The following is a 22,485-nucleotide window of genomic DNA, read 5'->3' as shown; positions in this document are numbered from 1 at the left end:
GCGAGGGGGGCGCGGGGCTGCGCCCGGGGAGGGGGGCGCCGGGGCTGCGCCCCGGGAGGGCCCACGCGCGGCTGGCGCTCGGCAGGGTGGGTGAGCCATTGTCGGGCTCCAGGTGGCAGACCCTTGACCTGGGCCGCCGTCCCGAGCCTGATCCCTTATCCCACCCCACCCATGCTTTCACGAGATCCGCTGCTCCTGCTCTCTGCCACGCGGCTGGCTGCGCTGATCCGCGCCCGAGCCGTGACGTCGGCCGAGGTCGTGGAGGTCCATATCCGGCACATCGAGCGCGTGAACCCGACGCTCAACGCCATGGTGGCGAACCGATTCGACGCCGCCCGCGCCGAGGCGCGCGCCGCCGACGGGCTCCTCGAGCGCGGCGAGGCCGCCGGCGCGCCGCCGTTCCTCGGAGTCCCGTGCTCCATCAAGGAGAGCTTCGCCGTCTCGGGCATGCCGAACTCCGCGGGGCTCGTCGCCCGCGCCGGCGTGCGCGCGAAGGCGGACGCGGTGACGGTCGCGCGCATGCGCGCCGCCGGCTTCATCCCGCTCGGCGTCACGAACGTCTCGGAGCTGTGCATGTGGATGGAGACGAACAACCGGCTCTACGGCCGGACGAACAACCCCTACGACCCGACGCGCACCGCGGGCGGCAGCTCGGGCGGCGAGGCCGCGGTGGTCGGCGCGGGCGGCGCGCCGATCGGGCTCGGCTCGGACATCGGCGGATCCATCCGGATGCCCGCCTTCTTCAACGGCGTCTTCGGCCACAAGCCGACCGGCGGGCTCGTGCCGACCTCGGGCCAGTTTCCGCTGCCCGGCGAGCGAGGGCTCCGCTTCATGACGACCGGTCCGATCGCGCGGCGCGCCGAGGATCTCATGCCGGTGCTCCGCGTCCTCGCGGGCCCCGACGCGGGCGATCCGAGCTGCGCGCCGCTGCCCCTCGGGGACCCGGCCTCGGTCGACCTCGGCGGGCTGACGGTGCTCTCGGTCGAGGACGACGGCGTGCACCGGGTGAGCGGCGATCTCGTGGCCGCGCAGCGGATGGCGGAGGAGGCGCTCGCCGCGCGCGGGGCGACGGTCCGCAAGGCGCGCATCGCGCTCCTCGCGCGGGCGCTCGACATCTGGACGGCGATGCTGGGCGTGACCGGTGGCGTCACGTTCCGGGCGCTGCTCGGGGGCGGCCGCCCGGTCAGCCTGCCGCGCGAGCTCGCGCGCTGGTCGATCCGCCGCTCGCCGCACACGCTGCCCGCGCTCGGGCTCACCTTGCTGGAGGACGTCGGCAGGATGGTCCCCTCGCGCATCGCGCGCGCCCTGGAGCTCGGCGAGGCGCTCCGCGCCGAGCTCGTGTCGCGCATCGGTGAGCAGGGCGTGATGCTCTACCCGTCGTATCCGACGCCCGCGCCGCGGCACTACGCGCCTCTCTTGCCGCCCTTCCAGTGGACGTACACGGCGGTGCTCAACGTCATGGAGATGCCGGCAACGCAGGTCCCGCTCGGCCTCAACGCCGAGGGGCTGCCGCTCGGCGTCCAGGTGGCGGCGATCCATGGCAACGATCACGTGACGATCGCCGTGGCGCAGCACCTGGAGCGCTCGTTCGGCGGCTGGGTCCCGCCGTCTCTGTCGTGGTGCCGACGGTGACGTTCCCGCCCGCGGTCGTGGTATCAAGGCTCCCCCCATGACCATCGACCGCACGTACGACGTGATCGTCTTCGGCGCGACCGGCTTCACCGGTCGCCTCGTCGCCGAGTATCTCGCCACCAAGGGCAAGGAGGCCTCTGCCCGGGACGACGCTGCAGGACGATCCATCCGCTGGGCGATCGCCGGCCGGAACGCGGGGCGCCTCGCCGAGGTGAAGGCGGCGCTGGAGGCGATCGATCCGGCCTGCTCCTCGGTCGGCGTCGTCGAGGCGACGTCGGAGGACGCGGCGTCGCTCGATCGCATGGCCAGCCAGGCGCGCGTGGTCATCACGACGGTCGGCCCGTACTCGACCCGCGGCGAGCCGCTGGTCGAGGCGTGCATCCGCGCGGGCACCGACTACGCGGATCTCACCGGCGAGCCCGAGTTCGTCGACCGCCTCGTCGAGCGCCACCACGAGGCCGCCCGCGCGCGCGGCGTGCGGATCGTCAACTGCTGCGGCTTCGACAGCATCCCGCACGACCTCGGGGCGCTCTTCACGGTGACGAGGCTCCCCGCGGGCGAGCCGATCGTGGTGGAGGGCATCGTGCGCGCGCACGCCAGCTTCTCCGGCGGCACCTGGCAGTCGCTGCTCGAGATCATGGCGCGCGGCGGCAGCCGGAAGCGCGAAGCGCGCCCCGAGGGGGCGCCCGGCGCGCGGAAGGTGCAGGGGGTCAAGGCGCGCATCCGCTACGAGAAGGGGCTGCGCGCCTGGGTCTGTCCGATGCCGAGCATCGATCCGCAGGTCGTGCTGCGGAGCGCGCGGGAGCTCGACGTCTACGGCCCCGACTTCCAGTACGGGCACTACATGCAGGTCAAGTCCGGGCTGCAGCTCGTGGTCGGGATCGCCGGCTTCGGCGCCGTCGCGGCGCTCGCCAAGGTGGGGCCGGCGCGGGAGCTGCTCCGCAAGGTGCGCCGCCCGGGGGAGGGGCCGAGCGCCGAGGAGCGGGCGCGCAGCTGGTTCCAGGTCACCTTCCAGGGCAAGAGCGCGTCGCGCAGGGTGGTGACGCGGGTGAGCGGCGGCGATCCGGGCTACTCGGAGACGGCGAAGATGGTCGCGGAGTCGGCGCTCTGCATGGCGTTCGACCGCGAGCGGCTGCCGGCGCGCGCCGGGGTCCTCACGCCGGCCGTCGCGATGGGGGAGCGGCTCATCGAGCGGCTGCAGGCGGCGGGGATCCGGTTCGAGCTGCTCGAGGGGTGAGCGGCGGCGGTGATCCGTTGAAGACGGGGGCCACTCCCAGCGTACCAGGCCGCACTGCCCATCTCGGGGTGGTGGGGGCATTGGCCCGGAGAGAGGTCACATGAAGGCGAGAAGGTCATTGAGATTTTCTTCCCGCCTTCCCACCTTCATGTTCAAATGACCCCACCATCTGACATTGTGAAAGGCTGAGTCCCTGGAGTATCCTCGGGGAAAGTGACCGGCACGGAGGAGACCCGCCTTAGCGGGGAGGAGACGGCGATGCCCCTGTCGCCGGGGCTCGTAGCCGGCAGCGGTGGCCTGACGAGCACCTTGACGGCGGAGTCCGCGTTGGCCATCGCGTCGACCGACCCCGCGCGGCGCCCGGAGGAGAGCTCCGCGAGCAGGACGGCCCCTCTGCGGCGATCCTCGGTGGCCCAGGAGCCCTTCGGATCGCCCACGTCGAGCCGGCACGCCGGTCCGGCCATCCGCGCCGGGACCCTCATCGGACATTACGAGCTCATCCGCGAGCTCGGCCGAGGGGGCATGGGCACCGTCTTCCTCGCCCGCGACGTGCGCCTGGGGCGCCTGGTGGGCATCAAGGTCGTCACCACCCTGACCGGCGTCAGGCTCCAGCGGTTCCTTGTCGAGGCCCGCGCCACCGCGCTCTGCAAGCACGAGAACATCGTGACGATCCACGATGTGAACGAGCACGACGGATACCCGTACATGGTGCTCGAATACATCGAGGGCCAGAGCCTCCGCGCCTGGATGGATCAGCGCAGGCCGGCCGGCGCGGACGAGGCGGTCGCGACCGCGCCGGTGTCCGCGAGCGCGGCCGTGGAGATGATGGTGCCGGTGGTGCGCGCCCTCTCCTGCGCCCACAAGCTCGGCATCGTCCACCGCGATCTCAAGCCCGAGAACATCATGCTGGAGGCGTCCGGCGCCCTCAAGGTGCTCGACTTCGGTATCGCCAAGCTGCTCGACACGGACGTCGCCGGCTCGATCGATCGGCCTCCTATCTCGCTCCGGACGACCTTGACGCGCGAAGGCGCGATGATGGGGACGATACCGTACATGTCCCCGGAGCAGTGGCTCGGGGAGGGGATCGATCACCAGAGCGACATCTGGGCCGTGGGCATCATGCTCTACGAGCTCGTCACCGGCGCGCACCCGCTCGCGCCGGTGACGGTGCACAGCCTCATGCAGGTCGCCCTGCTCGACCAGCCCATGCCCGAGCTCGACGGCGAGCGCCCGGAGCTCGGCGCGCTCGGCGCGATCATCGATCGCTGCCTGCGCAAGCGGAAGGCCGAGCGCACCGCCTCGGCGCAGCAGCTCCTCTCCGAGCTCCTGCCGCTCTTGCCCGGGCGTCACGAGATCGTCCTCGGGGCCGACGAGAGCCCGTTCGCGGGCCTGTCGGCGTTCCAGGAGGCCGACGCGGACCGCTTCTTCGGCCGCGCGGAGGACGTCGCCAGGATGGTGACGCGCCTCCGCAGCGAGCCGCTCCTCGCCATCGTCGGCGCGTCGGGCGTCGGCAAGTCGTCGCTCGTCCGGGCGGGGATCGTCCCGGCGCTCAAGCGATCGGGAGGAGGGTGGGAGTCGCTCATCCTCCGGCCCGGGCGCGAGCCCATGGCGGCGCTCGCCGAGCTGCTCAACCATCCCTCCTTGCTGTCGAGGGGCGGCTCGGAGCGGCCGGAGTCGCTCGATATCGAGTCATCGCGCGGGCGCTTGCTGCTCGAGAGGCTGCGCGCCGAGCCGGGCTACCTCGGGGCCGAGCTGCGCGCGTGGTCGGCCCGGAAGCAGCGCCGCGTCGCGCTCTTCGTCGATCAGTTCGAGGAGCTCTACACGCTCTCGTGCGACGCCGGAGAGCGCGCCGCGTTCCTCTCGTGCCTCGGGGGCGTCGCGGACGACGCCTCGTCGCCCCTGCGCGTCATCCTGTCGATCCGGTCGGACTTCATCGAGCGGGTGGCCGAGGACAGGCATTTCATGACGGCGGTGACCCGCGGGCTCGTGGTCCTGCCGCCCATCGGCCGCGCCGGGCTGCGCGAGGCGCTGACCAGGCCTGTCCAGGCGGCGCGGTACGAGATCGACGATCCGGCGCTGGTCGAGGAGATCCTCGACGTGCTGGAGACCACCCGCGGCGCGCTGCCGCTCTTGCAGTTCATGGCGGCGCGGTGGTGGGATCTGCGCGATCGCAAGCGCCGGCTCCTGACGCGGGCGAGCTACGAGGCGATCGGCGGCGTGGCCGGCACGCTCGCGAGCCACGCCGACACGGTGCTGGCCGGGATGAGCGGGCGCCAGGCGAAGCTCTGCCGGGCCGTGTTCGAGCGCCTTGTCACGCCCGAGCGCACGAGGGCCATCGCCAGCCTGCGGGAGATCCGCGAGCTGCCGGGGGAGCCGGACGAGCTCGAGGGGGTCGTCCACGTCCTCTCGGATGCGCGGCTGCTCGCCGTCGAGACGGGCCGCGACGACGCCGGCAACCGGGTCGAGATCGTGCACGAGTCGCTCATCGAGCGCTGGCCGACGCTGCTGCGCTGGCTCGACGAGAACCAGAAGGACGCGGCGTTCCTCGACAAGCTGCGCGTGGCGGCGAGGCAGTGGGAGTCGAGCGGCTGCGGCGACGACACCCTCTGGCGCGGCAAGATCGCCCAGGAGGCGCGCCTCTTTTGCGAGAGGGTCTATTATCAAGGCCAGTTGCCCGAGCGGGAGCAGCGGTATCTCGACGCGGTGCTCCGGCTGGCGAGCCAGGCGCAGCGCAGGCGGCGCACGCTGATCATCGGCATCATGACGGGGCTCTCCCTGCTGGTCGCCCTGGCCGCCCTGGGGATCATCAAGGTGGTCCGTCAGAACCAGGTCATCACCGCGCAGCTCGAGGAGATCCGCCTGACCGAGTACAACCTCGAGCAGGCGCTCGCCAACGAGCGCGCGGCCCGCGAGGCGGCCGAGCGGGCCCGGAAGAACACGGAGGACGAGCGGCTGCGGGCCGAGCTCCTGCAGAAGGAGGCCGAGGAGGCGCGGTACAGGGCCGAGGACGCGGCCGAGCGAGCGCGCAAGGCGGCCCGGGACGCCCGGGCGGCGCGCTACATGGCGCGGGCGTCCGAGACCGGGGCCCGCGACGCCGAGGCCCGGGCCAGCGCCGAGGAGCGGCGGGCCAGGGAGGCGGCCGAGCACGAGCGCCGCAGCAGGGAGGCGCTGGAGCAGCTCATCCTGCGCACCATGGGCAACATCCGGTAGCCGGCGTTCCTCGTGGCGGTCGACCCCAGGAACCCCCCCTCGGGCCGGGCCGCCCGGGATCCCCCGCGCCGGCCTCGGCCCCCTGCTCGGTCAGCCGCTAGTTGACCTCGCTGCCGCCGTCCCCGCCCGTGTGATCCGCGACCCCGTTGGTCCCGGCCGCCCCCGCCGCCGGCGGCGTCGACCCGCCGCTCTCCTCGGCCTCGGCCGCGGCCGCGTCCGCCGCGAACGCCTCGACCGCGACCACCCGCTCGTCCTGGCCGACGTGCATGATCCGCACGCCCTGCGCGTTGCGCCCCGTCTCGCGGATCTCGCTCGCCTTCGTGCGGATCATCTGCCCGCGGTCGGTCACGATCAGCACCTCGTCGCTCGGGCTCACCATGGCGACGCCCACCACCGGCCCGTTCCGCTCGCTCGCGTCGATCAGGATCACGCCCTTGCCGCCGCGGCTCTGGAGCCGGAACTCCTCGAGCGGCGTCTGCTTGCCGTACCCGCGCTCGCACACGGCGAGCACCCGGTCGCGCCCGTCGCCGCTCACGCCGAGGCCCACCACGACGTCGCCGTCGTCGAGCTCGATGCCCTTCACGCCCATCGTCGCGCGGCCGGTCGGGCGCACCTGATCCTCGGGGAAGCGGATGCTCATCCCGCTCCGCGTCGCGATCACGAGCTCGCGCTTGCCGTCGGTGAGCGCCGCCGTGAAGAGCTGGTCGCTCTCCTCGATCCGGACCCCGATGATCCCCTTGTCCCGGTAGTTCTCGTACTCGTTGAGCGCCGTCTTCTTGATCTGCCCGCGGCGGGTCAAGGTCACCACGAACGTCTCGCCGTCGAAGCTCGGCACCGGCGTGATCGCCGCGACCTTCTCGCCCGGCTCCATCCCGACGAAGTTCACGATCGCCCGGCCCTTCGCGTTCCGCGGCGCCTGCGGGATCTCGTAGACCTTCTTGACGAAGACCTTGCCCTTGTCGCTGAAGAAGAAGACGTACGAGTGCGTCGACGCCACGAAGAGCTGGCTCACCCAGTCCTCCTCGCGCGCCTCCATCCCCACCATCCCCTTGCCGCCGCGGCGCTGCGCCCGGTAGGTCGAGGTCGGCGTCCGCTTCAGGTAGCCGGCGTGCGAGATGGTCACGACCATGTCCTCTTCCTGGATCAGGTCCTCCATCTGGATCTCGGCCTCGGCCGGCACGATCTCGGTGCGCCGCTTGTCGTTGAAGCGCGCCTTGATCTCCTCGAGCTCCATCACGATCACGTTCATGAGCAGCTCCATGTCCGCGAGGATCGCCCGGAGCCGCTCGATCGTCTGCGACAGCTCGCCGTACTCCTTCGCGAGCTTCTCCCGCTCGAGGCCGGTCAGGCGCGACAGCCGCATCTCGAGGATCGCCTTGGCCTGCCGCTCGGACAGGAAGTAGTCGCCGCGCCCGTCGGCCTCGGCGCACTCGGGCTCCGGCCGGCCGGCGCGCCGGAGGAACTCGCCGAGCCCGCGGAGCGGCAGCTTCTGCAGGTTCTCCCGCGCCTCCTCCGGGTCGCTCGAGGCCCGGATCGTCGCGACGATGCGATCGATGTCGCTCGTCGCCATCCCGAGCCCCTCGATGAGCTCGCGCTGCGACTCGGCCTGCCGGAGCTCGAAGCGACAGCGCCGCGTCACGACCTCGCGCCGGTGCTCGATGAAGTGCGCGAGCGTGTCCTTCAGGCTCAGCACCGCCGGGCGCCCGTTCGCGATCGACAGGTTGATGACGCCGAACGTCGCCTGGAGATCCGTCAGCCGGTAGAGCTGGTTCAGGACCACCTGCGGGAAGATGTCCTTCTTCAGCTCGACGACGACGCGCATCCCCTCGCGGTCGCTCTCGTCGCGCACCTCGCTGATCCCCTCGATGCGCTTCTCCTTCATGCACTCGGCGATCTTCGCGACCATCCGGGCCTTGTTCACCTGGTAGGGGATCTCGGTGATCACGAGCTGCTCGCGGTCGCCCTTCATCGTCTTCTCGACCTGGCTGCGCCCGCGCATCGTGATCGAGCCGCGGCCGGTCGTGTACGCCTGCACGATCCCGCTCTTGCCGTAGATGAGGCCGCCGGTGGGGAAATCGGGGCCCGGGACCAGGAGGAGCAGCTCCTCCAGCGTGATGTCGGGGTTGCGGATGATGGCGATCGTCGCGTCGATGATCTCGCCGAGGTTGTGCGGCGGGATGTTCGTCGCCATGCCGACGGCGATGCCGCCGGAGCCGTTGACGAGCAGCTGCGGGAACTTCGCCGGCAGGACGCTCGGCTCGAGCTCCGAGTCGTCGTAGTTCGGGACGAAGTCGACCGTGTCCTTGTCGAGGTCGGCGAGCAGCTCGACCGCCATCCGGGACAGGCGCGACTCCGTGTACCGCATGGCCGCGGGCGAGTCGCCGTCGACCGAGCCGTAGTTGCCCTGCCCGTCGATGAGCGGGTAGCGCAGGCTGAAGGTCTGCCCCATGCGGACGAGCGCGTCGTAGACCGCGAGATCGCCGTGGGGGTGGTACTTGCCGAGGACGTCTCCGACGACGCGCGCGCACTTCTTGTGCGAGCCGCCGGGGCCGATCTTCTGCTCGTTCATCGAGTAGAGGATCCGGCGGTGCACCGGCTTCAGGCCGTCGCGCACGTCCGGGATCGCGCGGCCGATGATCACGCTCATCGCGTAGTCGAGGTAGCTCGTCCGGAGCTCGTCCTGGATGCTGACCGGGACCTTCTGCTGGATGTTCGACGTCTCTTCCATGGGATCTGCACCCGAGGCACGGGGGCGGGCGCTGCGCGCACGACCCCGTCGTAGAGGCCCATCCCAGCGCGGCTCGAGCGTCGAGCGGGTCGGTGGAGGCATCTCTCGGCCTCGATCGACGATCGATGAGGTCGAGTCCGGCCTCCGCCGAGCGCCCTTGACCCGCGCTGTTCAGGGGATGCGACGGATGCGTTCAGGTACTCCAAGGGGCGGGCCGGCGCAAAGGGTTTGCCGGCCTGAAGACGTCGTGACGTCAGGCTCGCCGGACAGCGCTGGGAGGCGCCGCGGAAGGGGTCAGCGGGGCGCGCGGGACGCGCTGGGGGCGCACGTGGCGCGGGTGGTCGCGCCGGGGCGGACCTCACCGGCGCAGCTGGCCGAGCGCACCGGCGTTCCCTTCGCGTCGAGCACCTCGACGGACGTCGTGTACGTGCCCGGGGAGAGGGCCGACAGGAGCGCGCGTTTGCCGCAAGGCACGGGGCCGACGTAGGGCACGTGGGGCACCTCCGTCCCGGGCTGCTCGCTGTCGGGCCGCGGCTCGGCCGCCGTGTAGCTCGACGCGCCCGCCCCGCAGGCGAGCTGTTCCGCCGCGAGGAAGGCGTCGAGGTCGAGCTCGAGCGCTCCTGTGTCGGACAGGGGGGCGCAGGTCGCCGTCACCGTGATGCCCGCGCTCGCCGTCGCGAAGCAGCTCGAACCGAACAGGCGGTCGCCCGCGGCGTTCCTCGCCTCCAGGCGGAAGAAGTGGGCTCGGCCCGGGGTGGCGCCGAGATCGTAGACGACCGGCTCGGCCGGCGGACAGCCGACGCCGAGCACCGGCGCGAGCGCGCTGTCTTCGGGGAGGACATCGAACGACGCGACCTCCCGGTCGTCGGCCCCGCAGCGCAGCGCGCCGAGCGCGCTCGCCGGGTCGAGCAGGATGGCCGCGCGCGGCGCGTCGTCGGGGGCGGCGACCGAGGCGCACCCCTGGACGACGACGTTGACGCCCGTCTTCGCCACGAGCTTGCCGGCGTCATCCATGGCGCCGGGGCCGGGGCAGGCCCACGTCCAGCGCGGCGCGACAGGGGCTCCGTCGACGAGCATGTGGGGGCTCCCGGAGGTCTCGTCGCCGACGGGCGCGAGCTCCTCGGCGTGCTGCGTGTAGCCGTCGATCCTCGCCGTGTACTCGTGCCCCTCGACGACGTAGGTGAACGACACGCGCGACGAGCAGGGGATCGGCGGCGACGAGGCGAGGGTGAACGGGCCGCCCTCCGCGCTCTCGTCCGTGAGCGTGGCGACGTAGCTGCGGATCGCCCCCGGCTCGCTCGAGCACCGCACGTCGCCCAGAAAGGCGAGCGGGTCGATGGTGAGCGACGTCTGGAGCCGCCCGTCGTCGTCGTCGTCGTCACCGCTCGCGCTGGTGCAGGCCGCGAGCGCGAGCACGGCGAGCGCCAGGGCATACCGGACGGACCGAAGCCGCGGGGGGAGCCCGGCGCCGCGATCCGCACCGAACGAGGTTCCACAACTAGATCGAGCTCGGCCCATCGGCAGGGGGCACTAGTCCAAGCCGGGGAACGGCGCCACATGAAACGCGGCCCGATCCGGCCCGCTCGAGCGAGCCAGGGTCGACGTCGCGCCGCCGGCGGCGTCGTGGCCATGCGTGGAGGTGGCGCCCTGGCCGTTGCAAGGCTTGAAGCAAGCGTTGAAGCCGTCGACTCGTAAGGCCAGTGGGCCGTTTCAAGGCTTGAGATGGCCGACTCGGTGGTCGAGGCGGCGATCGCAAGCGTCGAGAGCGCCGGCTCGGGTCCCCAGGAGGGCATTTCAAGCCTTGAAACGGGCGACTCGGGAGACGAGTGGGCCGTTTCAACGCTTGAAACGAGCGACTCGAGGAGATCCTCGAGCGAGACGAGCGATGCAGGCCCGAAGATCCAGGGATCAGCCGCCAGCGCCGCCGGCGGTGCCGCCACCCTCACCAGCGCCGCCGCTGCCGTCAGCGCCGCCGGTACCGCCGGCGGTGCCGCCACCCTCACCAGCGCCGCCGCTGCCGTCAGCGCCGCCGGTACCGCCGGCGCTTCCGCCGCCGCCGCCCTCACCAGCGCCGCCCTCACCAGCGCCGCCGGTACCAGCGCCGCTGGTACCGCTGGCGCCGCCGGTACCGCTGGCGCTTCCGCCGCCGCCCTCACCAGCGCCGCCGCTCCCACCGGTCGGGGCGACAACGAACGCGCAGGCCGCGAGCTCATGCGCCTTCTCGGTGATCACCTCGCAGGGGCTGATCGCGCCATCGACGCCCTCCGCGAGCGGCGCAGCGGGGCACTCCGCCATGGAAGCGACCTTGTCGCCGGCGCACTTGCGCGCCGCGCCGACGGCGTCGACACACGCCTTCACCTGGCCGTCCGTCGGCTCCGCCGCGGCGCGATTGTCGCCGCCGGTGCCGTCGTTCTCGATGCCGTGGAGGCACTGATCCCAGTAGAACTCGACGCAGGTCTTCACCCGCTCGTCGGCGTCGGCCGAGCCGACCCACTCGGGGCACGCGGCGGCGGCCTCGCACCGGGCCGCCTCGATCTGCCGGCAGGCGTCGACGCCCACGGCGTCGTTGCCGCAGCTCTGCGTTGCGAGGGTCACGGCCCCGAGGCCGAGCACCCCGGCCACGGCCCAGGTTGCGGAGCTCCGCCTCGCGGCGGAAAGGACGGCGAGCGCAGACGAACCCACCCGGCGGAGCTACCACGTGGCCGCCGAGGGCGTCGAATTTTCAGCCGCCCACCACCTCGCAGGGAGGGCGACCGGCGCGCCCACACCGAAGCCGCCGCCCGCACGCCGGCGCGCGTCCAAGGCGCAACCGGGCCGGCGCAGCCGCAGCGCCCGGGCGTGTCGCGCGGTGGTGTCCGAATGGGCCCCGCAGTGATTCCCACGAAGGCGAGAAGGCATGAAGATCGTTGATCTTTTCTTCCCGCCTTTCCGCCTTCATGTTCAAATCCGGCCCCCTCGGCGGCTTCCGGCCTCGGCCTGCGATCACGCGCTCGAGCTTCTTGGACGTTCCTCGCGGAGGGGCGATCCTCGGCGCATGGTCTCTGCCATGATCCTGGCAGCGGGGCTCGGGACCCGGCTCCGCCCGCTCACCGACGAGCTGCCGAAGCCGCTCCTGTGGCTCGGCGATCGTCCGCTCATCGCGCACATCGCCGATCAGCTCGCCGCGGGCGGCGTCCTTCGCGCCGCGCTGAACAAGTCCCACCTCGCGGAGCGCTTCTCGCGCGATCTCCTCGCGGCGTTCCCGGTGCCGGTCGAGGTCCTGCACGAGCCGGAGCCGCTCGGCACCGCGGGGGGCCTCGCGAACGCGGCGGGCGCGCTCGGCGACGGGGACGTGGTCCTGTGGAACGGCGACATCCTGATCGACCTCGACGTGGCGGCGCTCCACGCGGCGCACGCCGGGCGCGGCGCGGCCGCGACGCTCGCCGTGGCGCCGCGGCCGGTCGGGGAGGGGACGGTGGGCGTCGGGGCGCGGGGCGAGGTGGTCCGGCTGCGCGGGGAGCGCTTCGGCGAGGAGGTCGCGGGCGGCGATTTCGTGGGCGTGCAGGGGGTCGGCGAGGCGCTCCGGCGGCGGCTGCCGCCGCGCGGCTGCATGGTCGGGGACGTGTACCTGCCGTGGCTGCGCGAGGGGCGCGCGCTCGCGACGTTCGCGGCGCCCGCCGTGTGGCATGACATCGGCACGATCGCCGCCTACCTCGCGGCCAGCGCGCGCTGGCTCTCGCAGCGCGGCCTGCCGAGCCACGTCGGCCCGGGGGCGTCGGTGGCCGAGGGCGTGGACGTGACGGGCAGCGTCGTCGGCGCCGGAGCGCGGGTCGAGGGGGCCGGGGCGCTGCGCGGGTGCGTGGTATGGCCGGGGGCGCGGGTCGCCGTCGGCGTGGACGTCGGCGCGCCGTGCGAGCGCGCGGTTGTGACGACGCAGGGACGCGTCGTGCGCGCGGCCGGGTGATCGCCCGGCCGGGGGCGGCCCACGACCGGGAGCGCTCGCGGGCGCGCCGCTCGAATTGCTTCTCGAGCTACTTGCCGAGGTCGGCGAGGGCGGCCCTGGCGGCGTTGTGCCCGGCCGCGCCGATCACCGACCCGGCCGGGTGCGTGCCGGCGCTGCACGAGTAGAGCCCGGCGAGCCCGAACCGGTAGGGCACGCGATCGGCGAAGCCGAAGCCGTTGTCGATGTGGTGGATGTGCCCCCGCGTGATCCCGAAGTGCCGCTCGATGTCCGGCGGCGCCAGCGTGAACGTGTCCAGCACGAGGTCGCTCATCCCCGGCGCGAAGCGATCGCAGATCGAGAGGAGGTGCTTCACGTAGCGCGGCGCGGCCTCGCCCCACGCCTCGCCGTCCGCGAGCGCGTAGGGCACCCACTGCACGAAGAGCGCGGCGTTGTGGTGCCCCTCGGCGTCGCGCAGGCTCGGGTCGATCGGCGTGTGGAAGTACCACTCGATCGCAGGGAACTCGGGGAGGCGACCGCTCATGGCGTCGCGGTGGGCCTGGCGCAGCGTGTCCATCACGACGTCCTCGTCCGGCAGGAGGTGGATGGTCGGACCGAACTGCCCGCGGTCCTCCGGGAGGCACGTGAACCTGGGCAGCCCGGTCAGCGCCATGTTGACCTTGAGCGTCGAGCCGTCCCTCGCGAGCGCGTCGAGCCGCGCCGACAGCGCCGCCCCGATCGCCGCGCTGCCGGCCAGCGCGCGGGTGCGGAACGGATCGGCGTTCGAGACGACCGCCCCGGCGGCGATCCGCGCGCCGTCCTCGAGGAGCACGCCGGAGACGGCGCCCCCCGACGACTCGATCTGCGCGACGCGGGCGCCGGTCACGATCGTCGCGCCCTCGGCCCGCGCCTTCTCGGCGAAGAGGCGGGTGACCGTGCCCATGCCGCCCTCGACGATCATCCAGGTCCCGTCGGCGCCGGGGAGGCGGCACATGTTGTGGACGAGGAAGTTCATCCCGGTGCCGGGCGTGTCGAAGCCGCCCGCGAGCCCCGAGAAGGCGTCGGTCGCGGCGTACATCGCCTGGAGGAGATCGCTCTTCCAGGGGAACCGCGCGAGGTAGTCCGAGATCGTGCCCCGGCAGAGCGCCACGAACGTCTGCCGGAGGGCGGGCCGCACGTAGCGCTCCGCGGTCTCCTCGATGGAGAGCGGCTCCTCGAGCCACGTCGGGGCGATGTCGTCCCGGAGCGCGGCGAGCTCGGCCTGGAGGGCGCTGTTCGCGTCCCAGTCTTCCTGGGAGAAGAACTCGAGGAACTGCCGCTTCATCGCGGCCTGGTCCGAGCCGAAGAGCAGGTAGCGCCTGTCGGTCGTCGGGAGGAAGTAGTGCGGATCGCGCCTTCTCAGGGGGAGGGTGACGCCGACCTCGCGGAGCAGCTCGGGCGGGGCGAGCCCGAGCAGGTAGGCGCCGCTCGAGACGCCGAGGGACGGCGCCTTCTTGAAGGGGTGCTCGGTCTTCACCGCGCCGCCCACGGCGTCCTTCTCCTCGAGCACCACCACGTCTAGCCCGCGGCGGGCGAGGAGGACGGCGGCGACGAGACCGTTGTGGCCGGCGCCGACGATGACGACGTCGGCTCGGGCCGGAGCTTCACTGCGTTTCACTGGGCACCTCCAAGCGCTGTGCGCGTCCGCTGCCGCGGCCGGCGCTGGGGCCGCCGCGCGCGAGGTGTTGCACGGATGGCGCGGCGAGGAGAGGCCTTTTCGGGCCCTTGAATCGGGAGGAGCGCGCCGCGCCGGCCTCGAGGCCCCCCGCACGGGGGCCCTTTCCAGCCTGTCCTCACCGCGTCGCGCGCGCGGTGGGCCCCTGCCACGCCGCGGCGACCTCCTCGGCGATGGCGCGCGCGGTCAAGGGGGCAGAGCCCTCGGCCTTGTTGTTCACCAGCACGAAGCTCTCGACGCGCAGCGCCGCGGCCTCGCACAGGATCCGCGCGACCTCCGCGCGCATGGCGGGATCGGGCTCGACGATCCGGTTGAACGGGTGGAACCGCCGCTTCTCTGCCTCGTAGCGGTGACCGGGCTTGAGCGAGAGCCGGACGAGCGCGAAGGGCGCGTTCGAGACGGGCACCACGTCCGCCTGGGCGCCGGGAGACGGCATGTCGCGCCAGTAGCTGTAGGCGTGGGCGACGCCGTGCGCGCCGAGGATCTCCCGGTACTCGCCGGTGAAATAGGCGCGCTCCCTGAGCTCGACGGCGTAGGCGAGCTCGCGCGGCAGCGCGCCGAGGAAGGCGTCGAGCCGCTCGAGGAAGGCGCGCGGCGGGAGCCGGTGGGGCGGGCCGACCGGGGGCAGCTCGAGCAGCACCGGCCCCGCGTGCGCCCGGAAGACCGAGAGCAGCGGCGCGGCGACGCGCGACAGGAAGAGCGGGACCGACAGGAAGTCCGGGTTCGGCTCGACGCGCGCGCGGTGCGCGCCGCGGCCTTCGCCCTCGTCCGGCGGCGTCTGTGTGCGCTGGAGCGTCTGGGACACGACGGCGTGCAGCGCCTTGGACACGCAGCGGAAGCCGTCCGGCAGCTGCGCTCGATAACGAAGGAAGTCGCTGTCGGGGATGGGGGCGTAGAAGCTCCTGTCGATGCCGACGGTCGTGAGCAGCGGGTGCCGCGCGTACTCGGCGAGGCCGTCGCGCGCGAGCTCCTCCGTGCTCCGCCGCCGGGCGTAGACGAGGCCCTGCCAGCCCGGGAAGCTCCACGAGCTCGTGCCGAGGTGCAGCCCTGCCGGCAGCCGCGCCGCGAGGCGGGCGGCGTCGTCGTGGACCGCCGCCATCGCGTCGAGCTCGGGCGCCTCGGCGGCGGGCTCCGGCGCTGGAGCGAACAGCGAGAGCTGCGAGGGGGCGGGGCCACGGCGCCCGGGAGACCGGCTCACCCGGGCGAGTGTACCGCTTCCGGCGCGCTCCGCGACACCGGCTGCGCGGGCCGGCGCTGCCCGGGGCGCAAGGCGATGCGCGGCGGGAGGTGCGGTTTCTCCAAGAACTGCCGCAAGTTCTTGCTCAAGTACGCAAGGAGCAATGTCGCTGTTCGGCCGGCCAGCTGGCCGGCCAGCGCGTGACCCGCGCGCCTGGTCCAAGGAACGTTGTCATTTGGGCTCTACCTCATGAAGGCCACGGCGCCGGAGAGCGAGCGATGTCGCTGGTACATCGTGTGCAACGACTTTGATGCGAAGAGCTCGGATGTGGAGAGCTCGGATGTGAAGACTGGGGCGGAGCTCACCTGAGCGACGCCGCTCTTCTTACGCGCGCAGGTTACGCGCGCAGGGAGCCGCGAAGATCGCAGACCGCAGGCGATGGCGTTGCCGCCTTCTTCTGAAACGGCAGCTCGCCGCCGCCTGCAGGTAGCGCGATCGCCTGGCTGATGCCGGGCGCGCGGATGGCGAGCTCACGAGTCAACGCGGCGACGGACCGGCCCGTCGCTGCCATGCGGTCAATTGTCCTAACTCGAACCTGATCAAGTACGATCGGAGAGATGCATGCGTAGCTATCGTGGACTGATGTCTCTCGTTCTTTTGGGGCTCGGTATGGGGGTCGGCTGTGGCGGTGACGACGCCACCTCCGCCATCACGCCTCCGGCCAGCAATCCCCCTCAGGCGGCCAGGACCTATGGCCGCGAGGTGAAGGGCGGCCGTGTGCACCAGGGCAGGAGCACCTCGATCTCGCCCGCGCGCTCGCTCAACGCCGTCGACGTGCTGCCGCTGGTCAAGGACGAGCTGAATGGCGCGCTCGGCCCGCTCACGGCGAGCGACTTCGCGACCGCGAGCCAGCATGTCGAGCGCACCCCGGCCCGCGCCACCCTCCACCATGTGAGCTACCGTCAGGTCCGCGACGGCGTGCCGATCCACGGCACGTACCTGAACCTGACCCTCCGCGCCGAGGCGAGCGGCGGGAGCAAGCTCTTGGCGTCGAGCCACCATCTCTACCAGGAGGCCATCGTCGACGCGCGGGATCACGTCGGCGAAGAGCGCGCGCACGCGCTCGCCCGGAGGGCCCTGCGCGCGCAGCCGGACGCGCCCGTCGCGAAGGCCGAGAAGGTGATCCGCCCGATCGCCGGTGCGCTCCAGATGGTCTGGGACATCAGCCTCACCGGCCGTTACGAGCGCGTGCTCGTGATCGCCAACGGCCCGTCCACCGGCCGGAGCCTCACCCTGGACGACCGCGTGTTCGAGGTCGTCCCCGGCTCGGTGTCCGGCTTCACGGTGAGCGGCGGCGCCCCGGGCGCGCCCGGCGGCACGGTCGCGCAGACGAGCCTCCCTCACACGCGCATCTCGGGCCCCGGAATCAGCGCCCACGCCGACGCCGCAGGCGCCTTCAGCATCGACGTGCCGCTCGGCTCGACCCTCCAGGGGACCCTGAACGGCCGCGCGGCGGCGGTGCAGAACGCGTCGGGGCCGAACCTCGTGGCCACCGGCGCGGCGGCCTCAGGCGTCGGCCTCGTGTTCTCGTCGCCGGGCGGGGGCGAGCAGGAGATCGCGCAGGCCACGGCCTATCGTTACGTGGACGCGGCGCGCTCGTTCCTCGAGGCGAACGGCCTCGCGCCGGACGCGCTCGGCGAGCCGCTGCCGACCCACGTCAACCTGGACGACTTCTGCAACGCGTTCTACGACCCTGGCGCGATCAGCATCAACTTCTTCCTGTCGGGCGGCGGCTGCAACAACTCCGCGATCGACAGCGTGATCGTTCACGAGTACGGCCATTTCGTCGATGATCGGTTCGGCGGGATCTTCGATGGTGGTCTGTCGGAGGGGTGGGGCGACACGCTGGCTTGCTTGCTGCTCAAGGACGCGGCCGTCGGCAGGGGCATCACCGATGACGGCCAGCTGATCCGCACGTGCGATAACGAGTATGTGTATCCGCCGGGCGGCTTCGACGAGTCGCACAACCTCGCGCAGGCGTGGGCCGGCTTCGTGTGGCACGCCCGCGCCAACCTGATCGGCGAGCTCGGCGAGCAGGCCGGCGACGCGCTCACGCGCGCCCTGGTGCTGCCCTCCTTCCCGTCGAACGCCCCTGACATCCCGACGGCCGTGCGCGAGGTGTTCCTGCGCGACGACGACGACGGCGACCTGGAGAACGGGACGGTTCACTGGGGTCCTCTCTGGGCTGCAGCCGAGATCCACGGGCTCACCTTCGCGCTCACCACGGACGTCATGCTGCCGGGGCAGGTCACGGACCTGGTCGTGGTGGACGTCGGGGCCACGTCGGCGCTCGTCCAGTTCACCTCGCCCGGCGACGACGGGCTCGAGGGCACGCCGACGGCGTACGAGATCGGCTGGTCGCTGTCCCCCCTCGACGACAGCAACTTCGCCGGCGCCAAGCTGACGTCGGCGCCTCCTGCGCAGCCGAGCGGCTGGCTTGTGCAGGCGCAGATCGAGGGCCTGCCGCCCTCCTCGACCGTGTACGTCGCGATGCGCGCCATCGACGAGGCGGGCAATTCCGGGCCCGTGTCGAACAACGTCCAGGTCACCACCGAGGCCGGCCTCGTGGTGTTCGCGGAGGGCTTCGAGAGCGACTCGGGCGGCTGGAGCGCCGAGGGCCTGTGGCACATCACCACGCGCCGCGCGTCCGAGGGCGAGCGCTCGTTCTGGTACGGCCAGGAGGAGACAGGCAACTACGACACGGGCTCGGCGAGCTGGGGCACGCTCACGCTGCCGATCCTCGATCTCACCGGCGTGGCGAGCCCGTTCCTCGTCGTCGATCAGTTCATCCAGGTCGAGGACGGCGCGTTCTTCGACACGGCGGACGTCATCGTGACCGACGTGGACGACCCGGCCAACGTGGCGGTGTTCCCGAGGACCACCTCGTGGACCAACGGCGCGTTCGAGCCGCGCCTCGAGTCGCTGGCGGGCTTCGCCGACCGGCGCATCACCATCGCGTTCAGCTTCAACACGATCGACGAGATCGCGAACGACCTCGAGGGCTGGTACATCGACAACGTGCGCATCATCGGCGAGGAGGCGAGCTCCTGCGCGCACGGCAAGTGCGTGGAGGGCGGCCCGCTCGATCCGGCCTGCGACCCGTGCGTCGCGGCGATCTGCGCGATGGATTCGTTCTGCTGCGAGAGCGCCTGGGATCTCGCGTGCGTGAACGAGGTCACCACGGTGTGCGGCGAGACCTGCTCGACGGAGACGTGCGGCGACGGCGTGTGCGAGCCGGGCGAGGATTGCGGCAGCTGCCCGCAGGACTGCGGGTCGTGTCCGACCTGCGATCATGAGGTCTGCGATCCGGGCACGCCGCTCGATCCGGCGTGCGGTGATCCGTGCGTGAGCGTCGTGTGCGCGGCGGATCCGTACTGCTGCACCAGCGAGTGGGATCGCGTGTGCGTCGAGGCCGCCGAGCAGACCTGCGGGGCCGTGTGCCAGGACGCCTGCGGGCACGACCTGTGCTCGCCCGGGGGCCCGCTCGACGCGCAGTGCGACCCGTGCGCTCAGGCGGTGTGCGCGGCGGATCCTTACTGCTGCAACAACTCGTGGGATCGCTCGTGCGTCGAGCAGGCCGCGAGCACCTGCGGGCTGACCTGCACGCAGGCGTGCAGCCACGACCTGTGCACGGCCGGCGACGTGCTCGATCCGGCGTGCGATCCGTGCGCTCAGGCGGTGTGCGCGGCGGATCCTTACTGCTGCAACAACGCGTGGGACGCGCGCTGCGTGGACCAGGCGGCGGCGGCGTGCGGTCTGTCCTGCGGTTGCAGCCACGACGTATGCGACACAGGCGTGGCCCTCGACGCCGGGTGCGACTGGTGCGCCTCCGAGGTCTGCGCGCAGGATCCGTACTGCTGCACCAACGCGTGGGACGACCGCTGCGTCGGCACGGCGAACAACGTCTGCGGCCTGACCTGCTCGTTCGACTCCACGGCGGCCGCGCTCGCGCGCGAGCCCGCCCGCCGGTGAGATCGCGTCCGGGGTCGCCACGCGGCCCCCGCCGGCCCGCCGGCACGACAAGCGCCTCCGATCCGAACCCATCCCGGTAGAACATCGTCGCAGCGAGGGGGCCCTGAACCCCTCGCTGCGATCGTGCGCGGCGCGGCCCCGGCAGCGTTTGCGGTGGGAAGAGCCGGCCCGCCGCGGTTGTTCCATGCACCCGACGTGCTGCGCCGCTTCGCCCTCGTCCTGCGCGTCCTGGTCTCGACGGCCGGCAAGGACGCATTCGCCCGCGCCATGCCGCTGTACATGGGGCTGGGCCTCGCCGGGGTGGGGATCGCGTGGCTCCTCGACGCGTGCGGCGCGGCGGCCCGGCCCCGGGCGATCGGCGCGGGGTCGTTCTGGCGGCAGCGCCTCTGAGGGCCCGCGCCGCCGGACGCGGCCTACCCGCCGGTCTACCTGAGCGGCTGCGGGCAGAGCAGCTTCTTCATCTCGTCGATCGCCTCTGCGCCCCGCAGCGCGACCGAAGCGATGCGCTGGACCTTGGGCGCGAAGGAGCAGTCGACGCGCTCATTCGGCGCCTTGTGCAGGAGGGATTCGACCTCGTCGGGGGGCCCCTGCACGCTCTTCTTCATGCAGAGGATCGGGCTGCCCTGGTGGTAGTAGTACCGGCGCTGCAGAAGGCGGAGCTCCGTGAGCCCGCCGAAGGGCTCGGCGTCGTTCAGGGCGAAGATGAGCTGTCCGTTGTCGTAATAGAAGAGGTAGGTGGACCCGGCGTCTCCCGCGGCGTGGTCCTTCAGCTCCACCCTCGAGACCGTGTTGTTCTTCCGGTGCAGCCGGACCTCGGCGCTCCCCTCGCCCCCCGGGCACACCATGCGGACCTCGCTCGTGCTGAGCCCCTTGTCCGCCTGGATCTCCTCGTATTTCTTCCGGATTTCATCGATGCGAGGGTCGCCCGGCGCCTCCCCGTCGGCCCCGGGGCTTCCGGCGGCGGCCGCTGCGTCGGGGGCCGCCGTGCGCGGCGCAGGCTGGCCGGAGGCTGGGGCGGCGGCCGGGGGCGGCTGAGCTCCGTTCTCGCCGCGGGACACCGCAGCTGTCCTCGATGAGGCGGAGGCGGGGGCCACGTCGCCGCGCCCGCAGCCGGTGACGAGCAGGACGCCCGTGAAGACGAACGCCGATCGACCCATGAAACGCCCCTATTCTCCATCCTGGGTTGCATCCACCTCGGCGCAACGGGGGAACGGCAGCAGCCGCAGCACCCGCGCATCGCGCACCTCGCGCCCCTCGAGGTCGAGCGACGTGGGGACGAGGCAACGCGCGAGCTCCTCGACGCCTTCCGAGGGGCAGTAGGCGCGCCCCGGATCCCCGACGAGCACCGCCGTGGGCCCCTCGGCCTGACGCCGCAGCCAGGGGAGCACCCGGTCGACCATCGCGCGCTCGTAGAAGATGTCGCCCGCCACGATGACGTCCCACGCGCCGCGCGCGGCGCTCGCCGTGAGATCGTCCGTGATGACATCGACGGCGACGCCGTTGAGGGCCGCGTTCAGCTGGAGCGCGGCGGCGGCGAACGGATCGATGTCGGCGGCGCTGACGTGCGCGGCGCCGGCGCGGACCGCGGCGATCGCGACGACGCCGCCGCCGGCGGCGAGGTCGAGCACGCGCTTGCCCGAGACCGCGGCGGGGTGATCGAGCAGGTACCGCGCGAGCGCCTGCCCGCCGGCCCACGCGAACGCCCAGTACGGCGGCGGCACGCCCGCGCGCGCGAGCGCCGCCTCGGTCGCGTGCCAGAGCGGCGTGACCTCGGTCGCGAGGTGGAGCCTCACCTCGGGGACGAGCGGCGGGCTGGCCACGGCGGTCTCGCGCGCCACGAACGCCGCGGCGCTCGCGGCAGGGGCGAGGGCCTCGACGGGCCCGCGGGGCTCCGGCGCCCGAGCGATCACGGCCGCTGCTTCGCGACCCGCGCTTCCGCCGCGCGCAGCGTCGCCTCGAGCAGCGAGGCGATCGTCATGGGGCCGACGCCGCCCGGCACCGGCGTGATCCAGGCAGCGCGCCCCCTGGCGGCCTCGAAATCGACGTCGCCCACCAGCTTGCCCGCGTCGTCGCGGTTCATGCCGACGTCGATCACCGTGGCCCCTTCCTTGATCCAGTCGCCCCCGATGAGCTTCGCCTTGCCCGCGGCGGCGACGAGGACGTCGGCCTCGCGGCAGATCGCCCGCAGATCGCGCGTGCGGGAGTGGGCGATCGCGACCGTCGCGTGCTGCGCGAGCAGCAGCTGCGCCATGGGCCTGCCGACGAGGTGGCTCCGCCCGACGACCACCGCGCGGGCGCCGGCGAGCTCGACGCCCGCCTCGGCGAGCAGGCGCATGCAGCCGACCGGCGTGCACGGCGCGAGGCCGCCCGGGCGGCCCAGCGCGAGCAGGCCTGCGTTCACCGGGTGGAGGCCGTCGACGTCCTTCGCGGGAGCGATGGCGTCGAGCACGGCGTGCTCCCGGATGTGCCCCGGCAACAGGAGCTGGACGAGGATCCCGTCGACCGCGTCGTCCGCGTTGAGCGCCGCGATGAGCGCGAGCAGCTCGGCCTCGGTCGTCCCGGCCGGGAGCGCGCGGAGCCGGCCCCGAATGCCGACCTCGTTCGACACCCGCTCCTTGTTCCGCGTGTGGGTCACGCTGGCCGGGTCCTCGCCGACGAGCACCACCTCGAGGCCAGGGGGCCGGCCGTGGGCGGCCGCGAAGCGCGCCACCCCCTCCCGCACCTCGTCGCGGACCTTCTGAGCGATCGCCTTGCCGTCCAGGATCTTGGCTGCCACGGCCGCGGAGCTTAGACCAGCCGCGGCCGTCGCGGGAGCGCGGCCCGCACGGCCTGCCCG

16 protein-coding genes are annotated in these 22,485 nt (G+C 72.6%); 7 read left to right on the top strand and 9 right to left on the bottom strand.

The window, feature by feature from the left end; all coding sequences use genetic code 11:
* The first annotated feature begins 171 nt into the window (after nt 1–171).
* The 3 genes from WMF17_RS19190 to WMF17_RS19180 all read left to right on the top strand — a co-directional run bounded on the left by WMF17_RS19190 (nt 172) and on the right by WMF17_RS19180 (nt 6,079).
* Nucleotides 172–1,632 carry an amidase gene (locus tag WMF17_RS19190; protein ID WP_437650680.1) on the top strand — a complete coding sequence of 487 codons (1,461 nt, stop codon included), beginning with the start codon at nt 172–174 and terminating at the stop codon, nt 1,630–1,632.
* Nucleotides 1,633–1,669: 37 nt separating this feature from the next.
* Nucleotides 1,670–2,869 carry a saccharopine dehydrogenase family protein gene (locus tag WMF17_RS19185; protein ID WP_437650679.1) on the top strand — a complete coding sequence of 400 codons (1,200 nt, stop codon included), beginning with the start codon at nt 1,670–1,672 and terminating at the stop codon, nt 2,867–2,869.
* Nucleotides 2,870–3,127: 258 nt separating this feature from the next.
* Complete coding sequence (locus WMF17_RS19180) at nt 3,128–6,079, top strand: serine/threonine-protein kinase (RefSeq protein ID WP_437603520.1); 2,952 nt, start codon at nt 3,128–3,130, stop codon at nt 6,077–6,079.
* A 97-nt stretch (nt 6,080–6,176) separates the two neighbouring features.
* Here the strand turns inward: WMF17_RS19180 and gyrA are convergent, their stop codons facing one another.
* From gyrA to WMF17_RS19165, 3 genes are all read right to left on the bottom strand, one after another.
* On the bottom strand, nt 6,177–8,807 hold the full coding sequence (gyrA, locus tag WMF17_RS19175) for a DNA gyrase subunit A (protein WP_437603519.1): 2,631 nt from the start codon (nt 8,805–8,807) through the stop codon (nt 6,177–6,179).
* 294 nt (nt 8,808–9,101) lie between these two features.
* Nucleotides 9,102–10,223, bottom strand: coding sequence for a hypothetical protein (locus WMF17_RS19170; protein WP_437650678.1), 1,122 nt, complete (start codon nt 10,221–10,223; stop codon nt 9,102–9,104).
* 492 nt (nt 10,224–10,715) lie between these two features.
* Nucleotides 10,716–11,489, bottom strand: a complete 774-nt coding sequence (locus tag WMF17_RS19165; protein ID WP_437603517.1) for a hypothetical protein — start codon at nt 11,487–11,489, stop codon at nt 10,716–10,718.
* A 364-nt stretch (nt 11,490–11,853) separates the two neighbouring features.
* Here WMF17_RS19165 and WMF17_RS19160 point away from each other — a divergent pair, with 364 nt between their 5' ends.
* Nucleotides 11,854–12,750, top strand: a complete 897-nt coding sequence (locus WMF17_RS19160; protein ID WP_437650677.1) for a sugar phosphate nucleotidyltransferase — start codon at nt 11,854–11,856, stop codon at nt 12,748–12,750.
* A gap of 67 nt (nt 12,751–12,817) precedes the next feature.
* On the opposite strand, the gene WMF17_RS19155 is transcribed toward WMF17_RS19160, so the two are convergent.
* Nucleotides 12,818–14,383 (bottom strand): phytoene desaturase family protein, encoded by a 1,566-nt coding sequence (locus WMF17_RS19155; RefSeq protein WP_437603515.1) that lies wholly within the window; start codon nt 14,381–14,383, stop codon nt 12,818–12,820.
* A 175-nt stretch (nt 14,384–14,558) separates the two neighbouring features.
* Nucleotides 14,559–15,638 (bottom strand): DUF72 domain-containing protein, encoded by a 1,080-nt coding sequence (locus WMF17_RS19150; RefSeq protein WP_437650676.1) that lies wholly within the window; start codon nt 15,636–15,638, stop codon nt 14,559–14,561.
* Nucleotides 15,639–15,845: 207 nt separating this feature from the next.
* Between WMF17_RS19150 and WMF17_RS19145 the strand changes: the two genes are divergently transcribed.
* Nucleotides 15,846–15,986 (top strand): hypothetical protein, encoded by a 141-nt coding sequence (locus WMF17_RS19145; RefSeq protein ID WP_437650675.1) that lies wholly within the window; start codon nt 15,846–15,848, stop codon nt 15,984–15,986.
* Between the two features lie 28 nt (nt 15,987–16,014).
* Here the strand turns inward: WMF17_RS19145 and WMF17_RS19140 are convergent, their stop codons facing one another.
* Nucleotides 16,015–16,188, bottom strand: coding sequence for a hypothetical protein (locus WMF17_RS19140; RefSeq protein WP_437603513.1), 174 nt, complete (start codon nt 16,186–16,188; stop codon nt 16,015–16,017).
* Nucleotides 16,189–16,259: 71 nt separating this feature from the next.
* On the opposite strand from WMF17_RS19140, the gene WMF17_RS19135 reads away from it, so the two are divergent.
* Together WMF17_RS19135 and WMF17_RS19130 are read left to right on the top strand one after the other, a co-directional pair.
* The gene (locus WMF17_RS19135; protein WP_437650674.1) at nt 16,260–19,649 is read left to right on the top strand and encodes a hypothetical protein; all 3,390 of its coding nucleotides are present in this window, start codon (nt 16,260–16,262) and stop codon (nt 19,647–19,649) included.
* 177 nt (nt 19,650–19,826) lie between these two features.
* Nucleotides 19,827–20,039, top strand: coding sequence for a hypothetical protein (locus tag WMF17_RS19130; RefSeq protein WP_437603511.1), 213 nt, complete (start codon nt 19,827–19,829; stop codon nt 20,037–20,039).
* 35 nt (nt 20,040–20,074) lie between these two features.
* On the opposite strand, the gene WMF17_RS19125 is transcribed toward WMF17_RS19130, so the two are convergent.
* The 3 genes from WMF17_RS19125 to folD are packed head-to-tail and all read right to left on the bottom strand — an operon-like array spanning nt 20,075 to nt 22,425.
* Nucleotides 20,075–20,806 (bottom strand): hypothetical protein, encoded by a 732-nt coding sequence (locus WMF17_RS19125; RefSeq protein ID WP_437650673.1) that lies wholly within the window; start codon nt 20,804–20,806, stop codon nt 20,075–20,077.
* A gap of 9 nt (nt 20,807–20,815) precedes the next feature.
* Nucleotides 20,816–21,559, bottom strand: coding sequence for a class I SAM-dependent methyltransferase (locus WMF17_RS19120; protein WP_437650672.1), 744 nt, complete (start codon nt 21,557–21,559; stop codon nt 20,816–20,818).
* Nucleotides 21,556–22,425 carry a bifunctional methylenetetrahydrofolate dehydrogenase/methenyltetrahydrofolate cyclohydrolase FolD gene (gene folD, locus WMF17_RS19115; protein ID WP_437650671.1) on the bottom strand — a complete coding sequence of 290 codons (870 nt, stop codon included), beginning with the start codon at nt 22,423–22,425 and terminating at the stop codon, nt 21,556–21,558. The genes WMF17_RS19120 and folD overlap by 4 nt, the downstream gene beginning before the upstream one ends.
* Nucleotides 22,426–22,485: the final 60 nt, after the last annotated feature.

It is taken from the genome of Sorangium sp. So ce362 (genome assembly GCF_051519845.1).
Taxonomy (GTDB): domain Bacteria; phylum Myxococcota_A; class Polyangia; order Polyangiales; family Polyangiaceae; genus Sorangium.
Note: the sequence above shows the minus strand (reverse complement) of the source record. Positions and strands in the feature narration are given on the sequence as shown.

Excerpts from the sequence above, each read along its gene's own strand:
- WMF17_RS19135 (WP_437650674.1), top strand. The coding sequence starts at position 16,260 with ATGTCTCTCGTTCTTTTGGGGCTCGGTATGGGGGTCGGCTGTGGCGGT.
- WMF17_RS19185 (WP_437650679.1), top strand. The coding sequence starts at position 1,670 with ATGACCATCGACCGCACGTACGACGTGATCGTCTTCGGCGCGACCGGC.
- WMF17_RS19180 (WP_437603520.1), top strand. The coding sequence starts at position 3,128 with ATGCCCCTGTCGCCGGGGCTCGTAGCCGGCAGCGGTGGCCTGACGAGC.
- gyrA (WP_437603519.1), bottom strand. The coding sequence starts at position 8,807 with ATGGAAGAGACGTCGAACATCCAGCAGAAGGTCCCGGTCAGCATCCAG.
- WMF17_RS19190 (WP_437650680.1), top strand. The coding sequence starts at position 172 with ATGCTTTCACGAGATCCGCTGCTCCTGCTCTCTGCCACGCGGCTGGCT.
- WMF17_RS19125 (WP_437650673.1), bottom strand. The coding sequence starts at position 20,806 with ATGGGTCGATCGGCGTTCGTCTTCACGGGCGTCCTGCTCGTCACCGGC.
- WMF17_RS19140 (WP_437603513.1), bottom strand. The coding sequence starts at position 16,188 with ATGGCAGCGACGGGCCGGTCCGTCGCCGCGTTGACTCGTGAGCTCGCC.
- WMF17_RS19160 (WP_437650677.1), top strand. The coding sequence starts at position 11,854 with ATGATCCTGGCAGCGGGGCTCGGGACCCGGCTCCGCCCGCTCACCGAC.